Consider the following 20,655-nt stretch of genomic DNA (forward strand, 5'->3'; position numbering starts at 1 on the left):
TATGATAATTTGTTTACATATCTGTATTTATTTTATGAATTAAGACAACAGTAAAATAAAAGTCCATATGCTGATTTATAATTGAAAAATTATATATTTGAGAATAAATATTGTGAGATATTTATCACGCATATTTGCCCTAATTTGGGTGGTTTTGTCACACGTACAAATAAGTGTGTATCATTTTGTAAAACAAACTCATATATAAATTAACCAGATACTATTTTAACTAAAACCGCATGCAAGAAGAAGTAACGAAACATACAAAGAAAATTTACAAAACAGTGAAAAACACAGAACACACTTTGGGAGAGAAAATAAAAGAAATCATCATAGAAATATTCATAATCGTTTTTGCAGTAACACTTTCAATATCGCTGCACAGTTGGAGCGAACACAAACATCAACAAGAAGAAGTAAAGGTATTTCTTGAAAATTTAAAGAATGATTTGCAAAATGATGCAAAAAGCATCGACATTGAAAAAGAGGCATACAAAAAATCAAACATGGATTATGAAAAAATTTTAGCACTAACGCCTCACCAACTTGACAGTATTTATAAGTCTAAAAATAAAGTTGAGTTCCCAATTTATTCACATGGACCAAAAATGAATATTGGAAATTTTGAAGGTTTTAAGTCTAGTGGTAAAATTGGATATATTGAAGACGAAAAATTAAAACAGAAAATCTTAAATTATTACCAAATATATGTACCGGCAATCAACGAAGTCGATAAATATTATAATGATTTCCTGTTTAAGTGTTTTGATAAAATGATAGAAAATGCAGATAAATCAGAACAAGAGATGTATGCAGACCCAAAATTTAAAAAGACACTTGAATTTCTTGTCAAACTAGGTAATAATAACATAAGAGTTTATGACAAAAATACAAAACCACTAACAATTGAACTTATTAAAGAAATTGAAAAAGAGCTGAGTAAATAAGACACTCACAACCGTTGTTTAGTTATATGCCAGCTTTAGGCTTTGTTTAAAGCTGGTTTTGTACTTGAGATGATGACAAACCCTAAGAGAGAGCTTAATTTAGTCCAAAACCGCAATCGCATCAGAAAATTTTCAACGATTTCACCCTTGGAGAATCGCACAAAAAAGAAACAAATATACAATGACTAAAGTATTAAAATTCCTTTTGATTATACCATTAATTTCTTTCGGTCAGGGAAAAAGCGAAACTAAATCCGTCTATCCAAAGTATATTGGAGACATCGAATTTAATGCAGAAATTGACAATAAAGATTTTGAGTTATGTAATCCAAAACATATTTATCAATACTTTAATATGGGCGATGGTTTGGTATACGAAGGAGATAAATTAGCCATTGAAAAAGAGTTTGCTGAAAAATATAAATCAGAAATCATTAAAAACGAAACAGGGTTAATCCGAATTAATTTTGTTGTTAACTGCAAGGGAAAAACAGATAGATTTCGTTTGATTTCTATGAACGAAAATTATGAAGAGAAAGTTTTTGTTCCATCAATAACAGAACAACTTATGAGTATTACAAAAAACTTAAAAGGTTGGAAAGAGAAAAAATACAAAGGAGTTGACTATTATCAATATTTGATTTTCAAAATAGAAAATGGACAATTAAAAGAAATATTACCTTGAAAAACTTAATTTACTTATTCTTGCTTTGCCCAGTTTATTTATTTTCTCAACCAAATTGTAATGCTTTTTTGTACGTAGGCGACACCTTGCAATACAAAGCCTGTATTGAGGCAGAAAAAATAGAGAAACTGTATCAATTTCAAAGAGAGTTTCAAGAAGTTCTTGATAATGCAATTAAAATTTCTCCAAATTTTGCATATGCGTACAGAGAAAAATCAACAGCGTATTTAAAAAGCGGGGACTTTTTAACCTGGAAAAAGTTAATAGACAAAGCAGTTGATTTAGATTATAGTTTAAATTTAGGTTATCGTGCTTGGTGTCGTTATCAATTTTTTAGAGATTATAAAGGCGCAATTAAAGACATTGAAAAACTGGATAGTTTGGCAAATTACAACATAGGATATTCAACAAATGGAGATTATCATTTGAACATAACAAAAGGTATTTGTTATAGTGCAATTAATCAAAAGAAAAAAGCAATTAAAATATTCAACGAACAATTAAAAACAAAAGATTATTCGGCTGGATTGTATGATTACTATCAATTAGGTGTAACGTATTATCAAGTTAAAGATTATAAGAATGCTTTAAAAGCATTTGAAAAACAAACAAAGATAAATGAGTTTGCAGACAATTCTTATTATAAATGTAAGGTTTATAAAGTCTTACAAAACCAAAAAGAATATAAAAAGTATAAAAAAATTGCCTTAGAGTTGTATGCTGAAAATAAAAAAATGTTCGATCCCTATACGCGACATTTTAATAGTGTCTATTACGAAACAATTAAAAATGAATAATCCGCTATATCGTCAAGAGGCTTGACATTGTGCGGAATTAGGGAGGAAAATAATAATAAAAAATCAACTTAAAAAAATATTTATGAAAACCACTCTGTCTGTAATACTTTTCTTTTTTATGTGCACTATCTCTGCACAAACATCGGCTCAACTTATTGGTAAATGGCAACTGGTAAAACTAACAAAGAATGGGAAAGAGAAAAGTATAAAAGAAAAATTTAAAAGTGATGAGGTTTTCCAGGTCTTTAGTGAGGATGGAAAATTTATTGGAATTGTTGGGGATAAGAGTACAAAAGGTAAATGGAAATTATCAAAAAACAATGCGGTGCTCACAGTGGTTGTTGATCTTATATCTGTGAAATTTCAAATAGAATATTTTGACAGTGAAAAACGTATTATAACAAATGATCAGTTGGGGACATTGGAATATAAAAAAGTAAATTAATTATCTACTATATGAAAAAACAATTATTACTTTCAATCTTTATTGTATTTGGTTTTGCGATAACAGGACAGGCGCAAGAAAAAGGTACTAGCGACATTAGCTTCAGTGTAGGAGCAGCTACATCAACAGACTTGGCAAACCTTTTTACAGATGTCCTTTCAGGGGCTTTTACAGGTGGACAAATTACAACCCAAAACATGAAAGCAGGTCCCACTTTTGGGTTAACGTATCGCTATGCTGTTGCAAAGAGATGGATGGTATATGCAGATGGTTTTTATCAAAAAATGTCACAAGATGTATATGTAAGCGGAACAAAAAACGGGGAGCTTGATTATTCTTATATTACTGTAGGATTGGGTACAGATTACCGCTATATTTCAAGTAATTTTTTCCAAATGTACTCTGGGATTGCAGTTGCATATACTTCTGAAGGTGTCGATTATTCAGGTCCGGGAAGCTCTCCTGATGGGAATGGTTTTGTAAATTATCAGGTAAACGCCTTAGGATTTCGTGTTGGAAAATCATTTGCAGGTTTTGCAGAATTTGGTTTTGGATACAAAGGGATCGCTAGTGCCGGTATATCGTACCAGTTTTAGAAATTATGATTTTGTAATTTGATATAATATTATCTTTCATTCTTAAATGCACTTGGGTAATATTGATCGATAAACAAAATTTTCTATTCCCAAAACAGCGTAGTTTTTTCTTTTTTAAAAGTTAAATATAAATGAAAAAAGCTTCAGAGTAATCTGAAGCTTTTTGTTTGTATAACCACTCCTATAAATGCCAAAAGTATCAATCAAATTTAAAATCCTTTTAATAGTTTGTATTGGAAAAATTATATATTTGAAAGTAAATAATGTATGAAAATTATCATATATATCTACTGAGATTTGTATGGTTTTGTCACACATATAAATAAGTTAGCAGTAAGTCCGTGATGACGAAAACACATAATCAGAAACGAAGAAAAAATCATGAAGAAAGAATTTCCAACTATAAAAACCGAAAGACTTTTACTGCGACAATTTGCAGATAGTGATCTTGAAAATGTTTTCAAAGGACTTTCACATCCAGAAGTTATTAAATATTATGGCGTGAGTTTTCAAACATTGGAAGCAACTAAAGAACAAATGCTTTTTTTTGCTGACCTTGAAAAAAATGAAACAGGAATTTGGTTTGCTATTTGCTCGGCAGATAACAAAATATTTTACGGTGCGGGTGGATTAAATAATTTAAGTAAAGAACATAAAAAAGCAGAAATTGGTTTTTGGTTAATTTCAAATTTTTGGGGACAAGGAATTATGAAAGAAGCAATGCCGTTAATTTGTAATTATGGGTTTGACAACTTAGAACTTCACAGAATTGAAGGATTTGTTGAGTCGGAAAATATGAATTGTAAAAATGCAATGGCAAAACTTGACTTTCAGTACGAAGGAACTATGAAAGACTGTGAAATTAAAAATAACAAATTTATAAGTCTTGATATTTATGCTAAAATAAAAGATAATTTAATAAAGCCTGAGTAAGAAATCAAGTTTAAAAAAGGTCATCTGTTTATTTGTCTGATATATTAACCTAATTTAAGATAGATAAGTAGGATATCGTTAAACATATTTACAAGTTATGCCTAATTATAAAAGTAACAACATAATGACAATTAAGAACATTTTAGCAACACTCATTCTGACAATTTCTAGCTTGACAATTTTTGCTCAAGACAAAGTAACAGGAGAGCTAAAAACTTTATCTGACGATAAACAATTTGATAAAATTATCGAGCAACACGCATCTAAATCTAAAGATTACTCCGCAAAATCGTTGTATTATATTGGGCTAGCTTATTATATGAAAGAAGACGATAATAACTGTATCAAGTTTATGAATTTATCCATAGATAAAAATTCGAAAGACCCTGCGCCATTTTACATTAAAGCATCTACTTTAAATTATATGCAGAAATATGATGATGCTATAAAAAGTTTTCAGTCAGCAATTAATTTAAAATCGGATGATCCAGAATTTTATAGTGGACTTGGAGATTCCTACTATAATTTAGAAAAATTAGATTTAGCATTAGAGGCATATAAAAAGGCAACGGAACAAAAGAATTGTCCAGACAGACCTTATTCATTTATAGCTCAAATTTATTCTGATCAGAAAAATAACGACAAAGCTTTAGAGGCATTTTATACAGCAAAATCAAAAATTGATAGTAAATCAAGTTCATATTTAAATGCATTATTCAACATCGGACTTCTAGAATCTCTAAAAGGCAAATATGATAAAGCGGAATCCGCTTTTGTTGAACATTTACAATTCGACCCCGCAGACTATCACACTTATGCTAAACTTATTCAAATATATTATTTTAGAAAAGAATATGACAAAGCAAAACCATACAAAGATAAATTGTATGAAGCTCACAAGAAAAACCTACTTAAAGACAATTTAAAAGATATGTTTTGTTACGACCAATTCAAATGGAATGGCAAATTAATCCAAGCTTTCGAAAGATACGAAGAAGGTTCAAAAGACATATACAATAAGCATTTATTCTATGTTGTAAATCAAGATGACAAAATTGAATATAGAATTCAAACAGAGTTTTCTCCAATTTCAGTAGAACATGGAGGTTCAAAATATTTACTTTGCCGAACAAAAGGAGATACGCATTCAACGTTCAACATTGGTTTTAACGACAACTTCAAATATGATGACTTGAAGAAAAGTGTTATTGATATACTTGAAGAAAAAGTTAAACCAACGGCAACTACAAGACTAACTAAATAACAAGAATAACGGGGCATAACAGCTACTATCCCTGTGGGCACGAGTGTTCTGCTCGAGAACACAACGAAATGTTGACAAATAGGGATTTTAGTAAGATAGTTCAAAACAAAAAAAAGCTCCAGATTTCTCTGAAGCTTTTTTTGTTATAGTAGTATCTCTGTTTGAATTAATATATTTTTATAAAAGCTTATTTCGTGATTAGTTTTTCAAGTCTTGCCATCATTTCATCTTTTTCTTTCAGCATACGCTCGTACAATGCGATTTTTTCTTCGTGAAGTTGAATCAATTTATCGATTGGATTATTATTGAAAGTTGGACTGTAATTTATCAAACCTTGAGTATCGTGAAAAGTGCTCGAAATAATATTTATTGCTTGCTCTTCATTAAAATTCTGAAAAGCTTCCACAGGAATTTTTAATGCATCTGAGATTTGATTAAGTATATCATCTTCAATTAAATCTTTTTGCTCTAACATAGAAATTTTCTTCTGATTCCAGTCATTTCCTAGGTCAAAAGCCAAAGCTTCCTGTTTGATGCCAAGCATTTCTCTGAAGCGTTTTACGTTTCTTCCCTGATGTATTTTCTGTTCCATAATGAATGTTATTTTTCTGAAAGTTCAAAGATAAAGCTATCTAGACTAAAAAGTCTTAATTTCAAAGATAAAAAAAACATCTCATAGAAGTGTTTTTTTGTCAGATATTATGTTCAAATTTGAGTTGAATTATCTTGCTGAATTTTGAGCTTTTGTGTAAAAATATTTTAAAACAAGATAGGTAAATCCGTTACTTTCGGGTCGTAAATTTTCCTCTATATCTTACAAAATAGAGTGTTGCTTTTTTTTGCTTTTAGCAATGCTTTGTACTATTTTTGGATTAATTTTTTATTATTAAAATAGATACATAAAAATGATTTTTATGACTTATAAGCAGTATAGATTCGTTTAACAGATTTTGTAAAAGAGGCAATGATGTTTTTTTTAATCTGTAGTAATGGTATTGTTAATAATTGTTGAAGTTATTACTCATAAAATTGGAAGTTGAAGATTGTTAAGCAAAAAAACTTATTAAAATTGTAAGATTTTATCGAGATATGTTTGAAAATTTTATAATTTTATATAAAATATAAAACATTTCGTATGAAAAAATTTAACATTTTATCGGTTGTATTTTTTATGGTTGTTTTTGGCAGAGCCCATGCTCAAGACACTAGAACAGATTTTCACACAGTAGGAATTACAATTCCCACAGTCGCTATTGTGGATATTGAACCAGCGTTGTCAAAAAATATTACAATGGCTTTTACTGCTCCCGTAGAGGCAGGTTTGCCTATTGTAGCTCCTGCTAACAATGCTAGTTTGTGGCTCAATTATTCTTACATTCCAACAACAAGTGCAAAAACGGCTAAAGTATCTGTCAAAATGGATGCAGTTGTACCTGGATTAGATGTAAGAGTTCAGGCGGCTACAGCTGCTGGATCAAATGGAGGTGGAACACTTGGAACTATTGCCGGCAGTGCAATTACTCTTACTGCTGTTGACCAACAAATTGTATCAGCAATTGGAGCTTCATATACCGGAGATGGTGCTTCAAACGGACACAATTTGACTTATTCATTACATGCTAATAATTACACAAGTTTGTTTGCCTCTACACCTTCGGTAACAGTTACTTATACTATTAGTGAAAACTAAAAGCAGTATTTTTTGCAAGATCTTTGAACAAAAATAGTGTCGCTTAAGTAAAATCAGGAGGCACTTTTTTTGTTTACCCCAACTACCAGAATATCTTAACTACCTACTACAATGACTTTAAAAAAAACACTCTTTTTTATTGCAGTCTTCTTTGCGTATACTAATTTATTCGCAAGTATTGTTATTACCAATGGTTTGACACATAATTACAGACTAAAAGAAGGAACACTGCAAAAAGGAATTATCACAATCGAAAACACTTCTGATATTCCTCAAAATGTAAGGCTTTATCAACAAGATTATAGCTATAACGCGACAGGCGCTTCATTTTATGAAGACTATGGAAAAAATAAAAGGAGCAATCTTAAATGGATTAAATTAAATACTGATTTATTAAAAATAGAAGGTAAAGGTAAGGCTAGTGTATCTTATGAAATCATTATTCCAGAAAACACTTCTGGCGGCAGCTTTTGGAGCGTTGTAATGGTCGAGCCTGTTGATGATATTGTACCAAATAATGTCAAAAATGGTATTCAGTTGCGAACACTCATTCGTTACAGCATTCAGATTATTACAACAAATGAAAAACCAGCAAGTGCTTTAATGACTTTTGATGCTATTGATTTAAAGAAAATTTCAGGAAAGAATATTTTGGAACTTTCAATTTCAAATAATGGAGAAATATTTCATCTTGTTGAAGCCTCCATCGAGATATTTGATAGTAAAGACGGCAGTAATAAAGGAAAATTTAAGAGCGATATTTTGAGTTTACTGCCTAACAATTCCAAACTATTTGCTATAGATTTAAGTTCAGTTCCTGCTGGAAAGTATAATGCTTCAATACTCGCGAGTAGTAGTGATGATCATGTTTTTGGAATAAATATTGAACTAAATATACCAAATGAATAAAATAATAATTATATTATTATTTATTATTCCTTATTTTTTTCAGGCGCAAAACCTCGCGGTTAATTTAGTAAACCAGAACGAGTTTCTTACTCCAGGAAAAGTACAAACATTGGTTTTTAAGATTACTAATCCATTTTCAAAAGATATTTTGGTTACGCCAAAAGTTACGCTTCCAAAAGGCTGGATTTTAGCTGCTGCTCCTTATGATCTTGATTTAGCAGCAAATGAAACTAAAATATATTTAGCCGCTATTCAAGTACCAATTAATTCATCAAAAGGTAAAGACAGCATACATTTAATTATTAATGATAAAACAAATACTATTTTGTATTCTCAAGATTTTGCGTTAATGGTAAGTCAAGTAAAGCGGATAACATTAGATGTTATTTCTACGCCAAGCTACGTAAAAGCCGGAGATACTATTCATAGTTTTTTTATTCTAAAAAATGAGGGAAACGTTGAAGAGAATATCTTTATTGAGACCTCTGCAGCAACTTTTGTAAAAGGAGACAATCCTATTTTGTTATTACCTGGAATGGCAGCAACAATAAATGCTTATCAATCTACGGATCTTGAACAACCCAAACCTTCGCAAAACTTAATTAAACTTACAGCTTCTGTAAAAAGCGACACTACGCAATCTGTATTTGCCTCGCAGATTACAAATGTTATTCCCGCTTTTCCTGTAAATGAAGATGTCTGGCTTCGTTTTCCTATTAGAGCAGCAGCAACGTATATTGGGAGACAGCAGCGAAATGATTATGAATCTGGTTTTCAGGGAGAAATTTATGGAAGCGGAGCTTTAAATGAAGAGAATACAAAATTTCTTGAATTTAGGGCAATCGGTCCCGATCGTTTCGGATTAACTGCCTTTTCTCAGTATGAAGAATATTTTATTAATTATAAATCCAATAATTTTTATGCCCATTTAGGAGATAAGATCTTTTATTCGTCATTTTTGACCGAGTTTTCAAGATATGGAAGAGGTGTAGAACTAAGGCAAAAATACAAGAAGTTAGAGGTAGGTGGTTTTTACAATAAACCACGTTTTTTTAAAGACATTAAAGAAGAGATCAATGTTTATGCTAAAGTGAATTTTAATGCCAAAAATAATATACGTTACGGATATTTATTGAAACGAAAAGATAGTCACCAAGAGGATCATTTGCATTATGTTTCTGGTGAGACAAATGTTTTTGATAAAATTGGTATACAAGGAGAATATGCTGTTAGTAATAACGAAAAAACACAAGGAACTGCATGGCAGCTGCAAGCTCAAACTTATTTTAATGATTTAAATGTCAATGTGAGTTATATATATGCATCTCCTCATTTTTCGGGTTATTATACAGATACGCAGTTTTTTACTTCGAATGTTAATTATCGGATTTTGCCCAAGCTGAATCTTTCTGCTAATTATCAAAAGGATGCGAGAAATTTTCAAAGAGATACGCTCTATGGTGCGGCTCCATTTAGAGAAGCTTTTCAAATAGGAATTCGTTATAACTATTTAAAAAGTGGTGCGGTTTCTTTGTTTAGCGGAACTCAGGAATATGAAGACAGAATGGAGCGTAAACAGTTTTTTTATAAAGAAAGATTTAATCGTATTGAATTAACTCAGGATATTTATAAATTTTCGGTCAATTTTCAAATGTTTTTTGCAGAAACAACTAATTTTTTGATTAATTCAACGGGTAAAACATCAATACAAACTGCAAACGTCAGCTATAATTACAAACGAAATTCTATAAGTCTTTATGGCAGTTATTCTACCGTGAGTAGATATGCAGCCAAGGATGAGAAGCTGTTTTTATATGGAGGACGCATAAATGCTGCTATTTATGATCGCTGGTATCTGAGTTTATTCTATCAAAATACATATTATCTTGAGGAATATTATAGAGATCGAAATCTTCTGGAACTGGCATTAAATTACAGAATATCACCACGACAACAAATAAACATGCTTTCTAGATATGCTTTAGCACAAAAGCAATTAGAGAATAAAGATTTTTCATTTTCTGTACGGTATGCGCTGGATATTTATGCGCCCATAAAAAAAGTCAAAGAGTATGGTTTTTTTGAAGGAAATATCACTGCTTTAGAGAATGCACAGATACAAGGTGTAAAACTTCATTTAGGGCCTTATTCAGCTATTACTGATGAAAGAGGTCATTTTTTGTTTAAAAATGTAAAACCCGATACTTATTTTCTTGAGATAGAACAAGGAACACTGGGGGTAAAAGATATTACTGATATTGATATTCCCGCTAAAGTCACAATAGCAGAAGGAGGAAATTATCTCGATTTTGGTATTATAAAAGCCTCAAATATAAAAGGAATTATAATGCTCGATGACAAAGATATTGCTGACAAAGAACAAAGTATAATTGTCGAAGTAACATCAGATAATCAAGTTTTTAGAAAAATATGTAAAATAACCAAACCTTTTGATTTTACCTATCTAAGACCAGGAGATTGGAAGTTAAAAGTATACCGCAACGCATTAGACAGCAAATATAAAATTCTTACTGATGATATAAATTTGACACTTAACCCTAATGAAGATAAGCAGGTTCAGATTAAGATAAATAAAACAGAAAAAGAAATAAAATATTTGCAAAAACCAATGAGAGTAGGTTTTAACACTTCAAAAGATAAAAAATGATTTTTAATTCGATTCAATTTGTTTTTGGGGTATTGCTGTTTTTTTGCGGTACTTTTTTTCTTTCAGCACAAACGTCTGGAAACCGTAATATTAATATAAATCTTTCAGAAGTTGCATTACTTGATGTTGAACCAAGTATGACTGCTATTTCTTTTAGCTTTTTGCCTCCAACAGAAGCGGGTCGTCCGCTGACGATTCCTGCTGTTAATACCACAAAATGGTTAAACTATACCTCTGCTAAAAAAACAACAACGCCGCCCAGATTTATTACGGCCCAAATTGATCAGTCCTTTGCGGGACTATTTGTAAAGCTTCAAGCCGCTGCTGCTGCTGGTAGTGGAGGAGGTACTCTTGGGACTTCGGCTGGTAAAGTTACATTAACCACTTCGCCTACTACAATTATAACGGGTATTGGTGGTGCTTATACAGGAAATGGCATTAATAACGGACACTTGCTGAATATTTCTTTAGAAGTTGATGATTATAAGAAATTGGTACAAACAACGAGTAAAATAATTACGATAACCTATACTATTAGTAACTAAAAAGATGGTGAAACAATCCTGTATAAAAAATCGAATAAATACATCTATCAACTTATTGCTTTTAGCGTGCGCTTTATTAGTGTGTATAACGGCTAAATCTCAAACGATTACAGTGGGAGGTACAGATTGGAGTCCTGTTATTCCAACCATTACAGAAGCAGGATCTGATTATGCAGGAACCTATGAAAGTACCTCTACTCAAATGAGTTTAAGTTTGACGGTGCCGCTTCTTTTAGGTACGGGTAAGATTTCGGTACGATATGAACCCAATCCAACTTGGAATAATGCTCTAAAAATTGATGTAAGAAAACTAAATAACGGATCAGGATTATGTGTGCTTTGCAGTATGACCCCAAATCAAGCGACGCCCTATCAGGAGGTTCTTACGAATGATACAGAGTTATTTAGAGTAGTTGCTGTTTTGTCATTAGCAGAAGTAACTAATATTGGATTAAACCTTCGAGTGCGCGGAGTGTCTGTTACAACTCCGGTTGATAACTACACTGCTCGTATTGTATTTACTATTGGTCCGCAATAAAAAACGTCAGATAAAAAAAAGCTTCAGAGAAATCTGAAGCTTTTTACTTGTAGTTTAAACAGGACAATTCTCGAATCATTTTATTGATGATTTAAAAAAAATGAGATATTTAGTAAATGATTAATAGAAAATAACTCAACTGCAGTTCTTTGTCTAGTTTACATAATAATTTTATGCTTTATTTTTTTTGTTCATTTTTTTCCTTTAATCTTTTCGCATTCTTTAGGCTGTTATTAAGTATCCACTCAATCTGACCATTGACACTACGAAATTCATCATTAGCCCATTTTTCAATTGCTTTCATCGTTTCTGAATCAATCCTTAATGCAAATGACTTTTTTTCAGACATCTTTTTATTGATTTAAAGTACCGGTATTTATTACAGGTTTAGTTTCACTATCGCCACAAAGGACTACCATTAAATTGCTTACCATTGTTGCCTTTTTATCTTCATCAAATTCTATAACTTCTTTATCTGCCAATAGTTTTAAAGCACTTTCAACCATACCTACGGCGCCTTCTACAATTTTATGACGTGCAGCAACAACAGCCGATGCTTGTTGTCGTCGTAACATAGAATGAGCAATTTCAGGAGCATAGGCTAGATATCCAATTCTTGATTCTATTACTTCTATTCCAGCAATTTCTAATCGTTGCGTAACTTCGTGTTCAAGTGCTTTGTTTACGTCATCAAAATTAGTACTTAATGTTACGGTTGCTCTCTCATCTTCAAAATGGTCATACGGAAAAGAACCTGCAAGTTTTCTAACAGCCGAATCCGTTTGGATTCTAACGAATGCCTCATAGTTATCAACTTCAAACGTGGACTTAAAGGTATCTTTAACTTTCCAAACTAATATAACACTAATTAAAATAGGATTCCCCATTTTATCATTAACCTTAATTTTTTCGCTTTCAAAGTTTCTTGCACGCAAAGATAAACTAGTTTTATTATAAAGAGGGTTTACCCAAAATAAACCACTTTGCTTAATACTTCCTTTATAGTCTCCAAATAACAATAGGACTTTTGAGCTGTTGGGACCTATTACAATAAAACCCTTTGCCAAAACAACAGATAGCAGAAGTGCAGCCACTGCTAATATCATGTTGTTTGAGATAAATCCATAAAGCGTTAGTGCAATTGAAAATAAAAGGATAATAAAAACCAAATAACCATTGAAGGGTATTAAAACTTTTTCTGTTTTCATAGTAAGCAATATTTAAATGATATTAAAATGATATCATAAAGATATATATTATTTTAATGTGAAAGCACTTTTTTTCTTCATAAATTTAAAAATAAAAGAAATGGTAGAATTAAAGTATAAATAGTTCTGATTATACAGATTTGCAATTTGTATTCTTGAAAAAATTAAAAAATACTTATAAAAAAAACTCCAGATTTCTCTGAAGTTTTTTCTTAGTAGTGGGAAGCATTCAAATATATAACCAGATTATCTTGGATTATTATAATATTTTAAAATGTGCATCTTAGTTTTGAAATATTGAGATAATTTGTTTGAAGAAAAAATTAGGCACTCTGCTTTGAACTATAAATCTACTGAAAGAATTTTAGAATTTCGCAAATTATAATAATGTAGAGGGTAACCAGAGGATACTGGTGATATATTATATGCTTAAAAACAGGAAAAATTCTGTTATAATGCTGCCATTTCGTTATATTTGTTTCTGACTAAACGAAAGTTTTTTCATAGACTTACTTTAGGTAGCGCAGCCTTGAAAATTAAAATTTAGTAGAAAATAATCATCTGTGGGCCATTTGGCCATAGAATCAAGAATAGCTAAAATACTTCAATGAATAAAAAAATTACATTTTTAACTATCGTTTTTCTTCTATATGTTTCTAAAACAAATGCTCAAACCTGGAATATTGGATATCCTGATAGCACTAAAGTAACAGCGACTCTAACTTCTAAGAAGCTTATTATTAGAGGAAAAGGAGAGATGAAAGATTGTCCTATTTATGGAAGATGGAAAGACAAGGCGATATCAACTGTACAAATTGAAAACGGTGTAACAAATATTGGCAATCATGCTTTCTATGATTGTAATGATCTAAAATCGATTTCTATTCCAGAGGGAGTGACCAGTATTGGCGAATCAGCTTTTAAAAATTGCGAAAACTTAGAATTTATAATAATTCCAAACTCTATTACTGTAATTAAAGAACGTGCTTTTGAAAGATGTAAATCTTTAAAATCGTTTATTATTCCAAATAATGTTCTTCAAATAGAGAAATATGCCTTTTTTGAATGTTTTAATTTAAAGAATGTACAGTTAGGTAGTGGATTAAATAAAATTGGGGACTGTGCCTTTAGAGCTTGTCACAATCTTTCTTCTATTACAATTCCCAAAAGCATAAAAGATATTGGAGATATTGCTTTTAGAGAATGTTACAACATGGAGAATTATACAGTAGAAGAAGGAAATGCTCAATTTAGTTCCATCAAAGGAGTTTTATTTAACAAAAGACTAGACATCCTTTTAGCATATCCAAATGGAAAAAAAGGGAAGTATAGAATCCCAGATAGCACTTCAGTGATCGGAAATAGTGCATTTGCCAGTTCCAAAATAAATTCTGTTTACATACCTAAAACAGTAAAAATAATTAAAGGAGATGCTTTTCGCTATTGTGACAACTTAAACAAACTTAAAATACCTGATAGTGTTGAAGAAATTGGTGTGTTATCTTTTGCTAGTTGCAACTCACTTAGGCGAATAGAACTAGGTAATAGTATTACCGAGATAAATATGTATATTTTATCGCAAAATAAAAATCTTTTAAAAATAAAAATTTCGAATAAGAACTTAAAGTTTAGTTCCAAAAAAGGAATCCTTTACAATAAACCAGGAGATACATTAGTTATGTATCCGAGAGGGAAAAAGGGTGGGTTTATGATTCCTGAAAATGTAAAATGTATAAAAAAAGGAGCTTTTGAAGCTTGTGAAGGACTTACTAAAATTGTTATTCCTGAAAGCGTTACTACAATTGAGGATTTAGCATTTCAATATAGCACAAACCTTATTGAAGTAACAAATAAAAGCATCAACCCTCAGTTGATTTCAAATCAGGTATTTTCGCAAAAACTTTGTTTATTTGTTCCAGAAAATGCTGTAACCTTATACAAAAAAGCGAAAGTGTGGCAAGATTTTGTCAAAATACAAAAGATTGAGCCGTAATATAAAGTAGAAAATATTGGCGTTTAATTTTTTAAGAAATTGAGGTAAATTTTCAAGAACCACAAAAAAAGCCTAAGAAATCTATATTTTTCAGGCTTTTACTTTAAGATTGTAGCCCTAACGGGACAATTCTCGAACCATTTTACAGATGATTTAAATAAAATAAATATCAAGCAATATTAAATTTTCGTTCAAATCCCATAATGGTCAATATAAATATTAATAAATATAGACCCTCATAGTAAAGAATTCGAACCTTTTATTGGAGGATTTGAAAATTATAAGTGAGTTTTAAATTAAAATTATTCAGTCCTGAATAATAAAATTTAAAAAAAAGTCAAAGTCATCTTTAAAGTTAAAATTAAGTCTCTCATTTTATGTGAATTATGATTAAAGTTTTATCTTAGTGAAGAATATATATATCCAGAATCTAAAATAATCATAATAAACTTATCCACTAAACATGAAAAAAACAGTACGAATAGCCTTTTTTATCATCCTTTTGATGCTTATGAGCTGTAATCAAACTTCAAAAAAAGATGCTATCACTGCTGATATCATTTATTTTGGAGGAGACATTATAACAATGGAAGGAAATCAGCCCATTTATGCAGAAGCAATTGCGGTAAAAGATGGAAAAATAATTTTTGATGGAAAAAAAACAGAAAGCGATAAATTAAAAGGAGAGAATACAATATTGACAAATTTAGAAGGCAAAACCTTATTACCAGGTTTTTTAGATGCGCATAGCCATTATATTAATTCTTTATTAGTAGCAAATCAATGTAAATTATATGCCCCTCCTTCAGGACCAGGTAAAGATGTTGAAAGTATAATTATTGCACTAAAAGCATTTGCTGCAGAACGAAAAATACCAAAAGGCGAACTCATAATGGGCTACGGCTATGACGAAAACGTAATGCCTAAGGGGAAACTTTTAAATCGCGATGACCTTGATAAAGCATTTCCAGATAATCCTGTGCGGATTGATCACGTTTCAATGCATGGATGTGTTCTAAATAGTTTGGCTCTTAAAAAATATGGAATCAGCGCTGTTACTACTACACCACCAGGAGGTGTAATTGTTCGCAAGCCTGGAACAAATGAGCCTTATGGCTTGATTATGGAAATGGCGTTTATGCCTATTTTCGAAAAAACAGATCCAATGACTCCAGAACAAGAAATTGAATGGACAAAAGCCGGACAAATGCTTTATGCAGAAGCAGGAATTACAACTGCACAGGAAGGTGCGACGCACCTACCACAGATTCTAACAATACAGCGGGCATCTCAGGCAGGAGCAAATATCATAGATATCGTTGCTTATCCATTTATTACAGATCTTGATAATATCGTAAAAAGTTTTCCTGTAGCTGAATGGGGTAAATATAATAAAGGTTTTAAAATTGGCGGTGTCAAAATAACTATCGACGGTTCTCCTCAAGGAAAGACAGCATATTTTACAACTCCCTATTTAACTGGTGGTCCGAGTGGTGAAAGGAATTGGAAAGGTGAATTGACTTTTCCACAGGAAACTGTAAATAAAATGGTGAAAAAAGTGTATGAAATGAATGTTCCTTTACTTTTGCATTGCAATGGCGACGGCGCAATTGACTCCTTTTTGAAAGCTTATGAATTTGCCCGTGACGGCAATTTTGATAAATCTTGGAATGTAACAACAATTCACTCTCAATTTATGAGAAAAGATCAAATTCCAAAATTCGTGAAATACAAAATTCGTCCTTCTTTTTACACTTTACATACGTATTATTTTTATGAAGCACATTTAAAAAATAGAGGATTTGCGCAGGCTCAATATATAAGCCCAATGCGAGATGCTATAAATGCGGGTTTAAAACCAACCAATCATACAGATTTTGTTGTAGCACCATTAGATCAAATGATGATGTTATGGTCTGCGGTAAATCGTATTTCGCGTGCAGGAGCAAAAGTAGGATTTGATCAATGTGTTACTCCTTACGAAGGATTGCAGGCAATGACTGTAAATGTAGCAAACCAATATGAGGAAAGTGATTCTAAAGGAACGCTAAAATCTGGAAAACGTGCCGATCTTGTGATATTGGATAAAAATCCTCTTAAAATTTCTAAAATGGAAATTAGAGATATAAAAGTTATTGAAACTATTAAAGATGGCAAAACTATTTATAAAAGATAATTTTCTTTTTCTTCTAACTAAGAAGATAAAAAGTTATGGGCTTTGCTATTTCCCGGTATTCAGAAAAGGGCAGACCCATGACGGGATTCGAACCAACATTACCCCCAAATACTGACTATGTAAAAAAACAAAAAATATTGATAAAATTTTCGAACCACAAAAAAGCCTGAGAAATGTAGATTTCTCAGGCTTTTACTTTGTCTTAGTAGCGGGAAGCAGTCAATTATCTAACCTATTTTTTGAGGATTATTACAGTATTTTGGCATTAGCTTCTTAATTTTTTTCTGCTTTTTTGGGCATAGCTACTTTTAAATCGCTAATTCCAAAATCCAGGAAGTGCTCATTTGTTAAGTTTATGCAAGAAGAATCTGTATTTTTTTTTAAAAACTTCATTTTTGCAATTCTACACAGATGGTTTTCCATCATCATTTTCGCCACAAATGCCAGTGATACTTTGATGCATATAGACGAGAGTTTTTTCTATAATTCTTGCGCTTCCTTGATCTGCACTGGGCCCGTGGTAGATTTAGGTGATTTCAGATTCAAGCTCCAATCTAAATTTATGTTACCATAAAATTAAAAATGTATTTTTTTGAAATTTTAAAATTGATTTATTTAGCATATGTATAATTGATGTTTTAAATTTGCACGACAGGAAGTTTTATATTTCTACCTCAATTATTACAATAGGATATAAATTAGGTTTGTAATTTTTTGAATATTCATAAGATTATTCAAGATCATTTTAAATTATCATAAGGAATCCCCCAAATCTTTAAGCTACTATAAAATGAAAGTGAAAGTAAAAGAGTTAAAACTGCAATAGTATTGGCTTCGCTTATTTTTCCGAATTTTTTAACTGATTAATTGATTCAAGAGTAAAAAAAAATTTATTTTAAAGCTCAAGTTTCTTATTTTTATATGTGCCTAAAATCATTTTCTGCCTTTTTTGTATTTTTTATTTCTATTGAATTTTGTTACTGCCAAAGTGCTAAATATGATAAAATTTTTAAAGAAACATCTACAACACTTCTAAGTTCAAATCCTGAACAAGCACTTCGAAATACCGCTTATCTTTACAAGATTTCTGCGAATAATAATGAGCGTATAAAAGCTTCTATGCTTCGAGCGACTCTTCTACGTCAAAATGGTATGAGAAATGATGCTATTGAGGCTTTAAAACGTGCTGATAGCTTAGCTGTAATTGATAAAAATTATAATCTTCAAGCAAGAGTTAACGGTTTTCTTTCGACGATTTATCGGGAATACGAAATTTACAGTATCGGAAAAACTTATTTACAGAAAGCAATTGCGGCCAGTGTAAAAGTGGAAGATAAAAATGAAAAGTATAAATTTCAAGGAAATCTTTCTCAGGAAAAGGCTTATTATGATATGTCTTCTTCAGAATATTTAAGAGCAATAATGAATCTTAAAATAGGAAAACAAGCTTTCGAACTATGTGATTCTACTATTGATAAAAAATTTCATATCGCTGTAAATGATGAGCTTATTGCAAAAAATTATCTTTTATTGAATAAGGTAGATTTAGCATTAAGCCATTTTCAGCTAGCGGAAGAAGAACTTGCAAAATCGGAGGCATCAGATAGTCCGCTCAAAGGTTTTCTTTATAATGGCTTTGGAAATGTGTATGCTATTAAAGGTTACTATAAGAAAGCATTACTAAATTATAAGAAAGCCGAGGCGATTGCTAAATCTTCAAATTTCTTCATATTGAAACAGGAAGTATATACTTCTTTAATGCAATTTTATAAAAAAACAGATTATAAAAAGTATATTGAATATAATGAACTCAATCTGAAGTTAAAAAAAGACGAAGAAGACAGTCGTAAAATCAATACAGATGAATTGATTAAAACGCTTAAAGATGAGCAACTAGATAACCAGCTGAAGTATCAAAAGACTAAAGTCATAATCATCACAATTGGTTGCTGTATCTTAATTGTTTTAATTGTGATCGGAGTGCAACTGTTTAGACGTAATAGAAAAAGCTTAAAATCTCAATCAATTTTTGATACAAATAATGAAATAGTTGCTGAAGAAATTTTAAAACCTAAGCAGGAAGTTACTAAAGAGTATATGTCTGAGGCTACAGAAAATGCTATTTTAGAAAAAATACATAAACTAGAAGAATCTCACTTTTATCTTGACAAAGATGTTTCTTTAAATCTTGTTGCAGTAAAACTTGCTATAAATCAGCGTTATTTGTCGTATGTGATCAATAGAAATAAAGGAAAAGATTTTGCGGGATATATTAATGAGTTACGAATACATTATGTAACAGACCGTTTGAAAAACGACAATGAGTTTTTAAAGTATAAAATAAGTTTTCTCGCAGATCTTTGTGGTTTTTCTTCTCATAGTAGATTTACAACTACCTTTAAAAAAGTAACCGGTGTTTCTCCTCAAAGTTTTATTACAGATTTGCAAGAGGAACGTGATAGAGAAGCAGGAAAAATATAAGGTATTTATTTAGAAATATTAATACTAAAAACATCAATTTTGATTTTGTCAAATTGGTGTTTTTTTTTTTGTTTTTAAAGTTTTATAAAACCTTTAACAATTCGAAATAATTTAGTACCAAAAAACGCTATTTTTTTCTTTGAATTCAAATCAAATATATTTGTTTTTGCTGTAATTCCAATGATATATTGAAAAAATATAATGCCTAAAATGAATGAAAAGTATTATGGAATTTAGCAAATTCTGCTTCGGTTTTTAATTCATAAATAGACATGTAGTTTTTTTCTTATTTAATTATAGAAAAAATGCTATTCGTCGATTTTTAATAAGTTCTTGTCGTTTAGGTAGTTATTAGTTTGACAATTGCAAAAAGCTTTATCTTTTACGTAATCGGGCAAGTCTTTTTCAAAATTTCCCTTCATCATTTATTTAATTTCGCTTGGCATTTGTGCGGGCTAGTTAGTAAAAACTACGATTTGAGAGGGGTAATTTCTTTTACATTCTTCTCTTTAATATGAAAAAATGCATATTTCTTTTTTTTGTTTAATCACCTTGTTTAATCCTTTGATTTTGTCGGAAACAAGATGCATAAATAAAATCGAAAGTAATAAACTTTAAATACAGTTTGAAAGAATAGGGAGGCAGCAGGTTAATAAATGATCGTTTCTTTCAAACAAGTAAGTACAGCTTCGAATTTAAATTATATTGAAATAAAAAAATTGTGTATACCAAATTTTGGCATTTTTATCGTCATTTCTTCTCGAAAAAGACTTTAAAAAA

General features: G+C 30.7%; 18 protein-coding genes. 15 read left to right on the forward strand and 3 right to left on the reverse strand.

Features of this window, described 5'->3' with window-relative positions:
* The first annotated feature begins 305 nt into the window (after positions 1–305).
* From B0A81_RS21065 to B0A81_RS21095, 7 genes are all read left to right on the forward strand, one after another.
* Positions 306–947, forward strand: a complete 642-nt coding sequence (locus tag B0A81_RS21065; protein ID WP_123922219.1) for a DUF6090 family protein — start codon at positions 306–308, stop codon at positions 945–947.
* Positions 948–1,128: 181 nt separating this feature from the next.
* Positions 1,129–1,632, forward strand: a complete 504-nt coding sequence (locus tag B0A81_RS21070; protein ID WP_089059841.1) for a hypothetical protein — start codon at positions 1,129–1,131, stop codon at positions 1,630–1,632.
* Entirely contained in the window at positions 1,629–2,429 is an 801-nt protein-coding gene (locus B0A81_RS21075) for a tetratricopeptide repeat protein (RefSeq protein WP_089059842.1), read from the forward strand. The genes B0A81_RS21070 and B0A81_RS21075 overlap by 4 nt, the downstream gene beginning before the upstream one ends.
* 82 nt (positions 2,430–2,511) lie before the next feature.
* Positions 2,512–2,874 (forward strand): lipocalin-like domain-containing protein, encoded by a 363-nt coding sequence (locus tag B0A81_RS21080; RefSeq protein ID WP_123922220.1) that lies wholly within the window; start codon positions 2,512–2,514, stop codon positions 2,872–2,874.
* An 11-nt stretch (positions 2,875–2,885) separates the two neighbouring features.
* Positions 2,886–3,470, forward strand: a complete 585-nt coding sequence (locus tag B0A81_RS21085; protein WP_089059844.1) for a hypothetical protein — start codon at positions 2,886–2,888, stop codon at positions 3,468–3,470.
* 381 nt (positions 3,471–3,851) lie between these two features.
* Positions 3,852–4,403, forward strand: a complete 552-nt coding sequence (locus B0A81_RS21090; RefSeq protein ID WP_089059845.1) for a GNAT family N-acetyltransferase — start codon at positions 3,852–3,854, stop codon at positions 4,401–4,403.
* A 124-nt stretch (positions 4,404–4,527) separates the two neighbouring features.
* A complete protein-coding gene (locus B0A81_RS21095; RefSeq protein WP_165768108.1) occupies positions 4,528–5,667 on the forward strand; it encodes a tetratricopeptide repeat protein in 1,140 nt (379 codons plus the stop codon).
* Positions 5,668–5,854: 187 nt separating this feature from the next.
* On the opposite strand, the gene B0A81_RS21100 is transcribed toward B0A81_RS21095, so the two are convergent.
* Positions 5,855–6,259, reverse strand: a complete 405-nt coding sequence (locus tag B0A81_RS21100; protein WP_089059847.1) for a helix-turn-helix domain-containing protein — start codon at positions 6,257–6,259, stop codon at positions 5,855–5,857.
* Positions 6,260–6,802: 543 nt separating this feature from the next.
* On the opposite strand from B0A81_RS21100, the gene B0A81_RS21105 reads away from it, so the two are divergent.
* The 5 genes from B0A81_RS21105 to B0A81_RS21125 all read left to right on the forward strand — a co-directional run bounded on the left by B0A81_RS21105 (position 6,803) and on the right by B0A81_RS21125 (position 12,017).
* Positions 6,803–7,357 carry a hypothetical protein gene (locus B0A81_RS21105; RefSeq protein WP_089059848.1) on the forward strand — a complete coding sequence of 185 codons (555 nt, stop codon included), beginning with the start codon at positions 6,803–6,805 and terminating at the stop codon, positions 7,355–7,357.
* Positions 7,358–7,468: 111 nt separating this feature from the next.
* Positions 7,469–8,266 (forward strand): hypothetical protein, encoded by a 798-nt coding sequence (locus B0A81_RS21110; RefSeq protein ID WP_089059849.1) that lies wholly within the window; start codon positions 7,469–7,471, stop codon positions 8,264–8,266.
* On the forward strand, positions 8,259–10,934 hold the full coding sequence (locus B0A81_RS21115) for a COG1470 family protein (RefSeq protein ID WP_089059850.1): 2,676 nt from the start codon (positions 8,259–8,261) through the stop codon (positions 10,932–10,934). Before B0A81_RS21110 ends, B0A81_RS21115 begins: the two co-directional genes overlap by 8 nt.
* A complete protein-coding gene (locus tag B0A81_RS21120) occupies positions 10,931–11,479 on the forward strand; it encodes a hypothetical protein (protein ID WP_089059851.1) in 549 nt (182 codons plus the stop codon). The genes B0A81_RS21115 and B0A81_RS21120 overlap by 4 nt, the downstream gene beginning before the upstream one ends.
* A gap of 4 nt (positions 11,480–11,483) precedes the next feature.
* Positions 11,484–12,017, forward strand: a complete 534-nt coding sequence (locus B0A81_RS21125; protein ID WP_123922221.1) for a hypothetical protein — start codon at positions 11,484–11,486, stop codon at positions 12,015–12,017.
* Between the two features lie 178 nt (positions 12,018–12,195).
* Here B0A81_RS21125 and B0A81_RS21130 read toward each other — a convergent pair whose 3' ends face one another.
* A complete protein-coding gene (locus B0A81_RS21130; protein ID WP_089059853.1) occupies positions 12,196–12,366 on the reverse strand; it encodes an Arc family DNA-binding protein in 171 nt (56 codons plus the stop codon).
* A gap of 4 nt (positions 12,367–12,370) precedes the next feature.
* Positions 12,371–13,225 (reverse strand): SPFH domain-containing protein, encoded by an 855-nt coding sequence (locus B0A81_RS21135; protein ID WP_089059854.1) that lies wholly within the window; start codon positions 13,223–13,225, stop codon positions 12,371–12,373.
* A 607-nt stretch (positions 13,226–13,832) separates the two neighbouring features.
* Here B0A81_RS21135 and B0A81_RS21140 point away from each other — a divergent pair.
* From B0A81_RS21140 to B0A81_RS21150, 3 genes are all read left to right on the forward strand, one after another.
* A complete protein-coding gene (locus tag B0A81_RS21140) occupies positions 13,833–15,218 on the forward strand; it encodes a leucine-rich repeat domain-containing protein (protein WP_089059855.1) in 1,386 nt (461 codons plus the stop codon).
* Between the two features lie 463 nt (positions 15,219–15,681).
* Entirely contained in the window at positions 15,682–17,394 is a 1,713-nt protein-coding gene (locus B0A81_RS21145; protein ID WP_208861328.1) for an amidohydrolase, read from the forward strand.
* 921 nt (positions 17,395–18,315) lie between these two features.
* Positions 18,316–19,875 (forward strand): AraC family transcriptional regulator, encoded by a 1,560-nt coding sequence (locus tag B0A81_RS21150; protein WP_073075583.1) that lies wholly within the window; start codon positions 18,316–18,318, stop codon positions 19,873–19,875.
* The last annotated feature ends 780 nt before the right edge of the window (positions 19,876–20,655 follow it).

This window comes from Flavobacterium plurextorum (assembly GCF_002217395.1).
GTDB classification, from domain to species: Bacteria; Bacteroidota; Bacteroidia; order Flavobacteriales; family Flavobacteriaceae; genus Flavobacterium; species Flavobacterium plurextorum.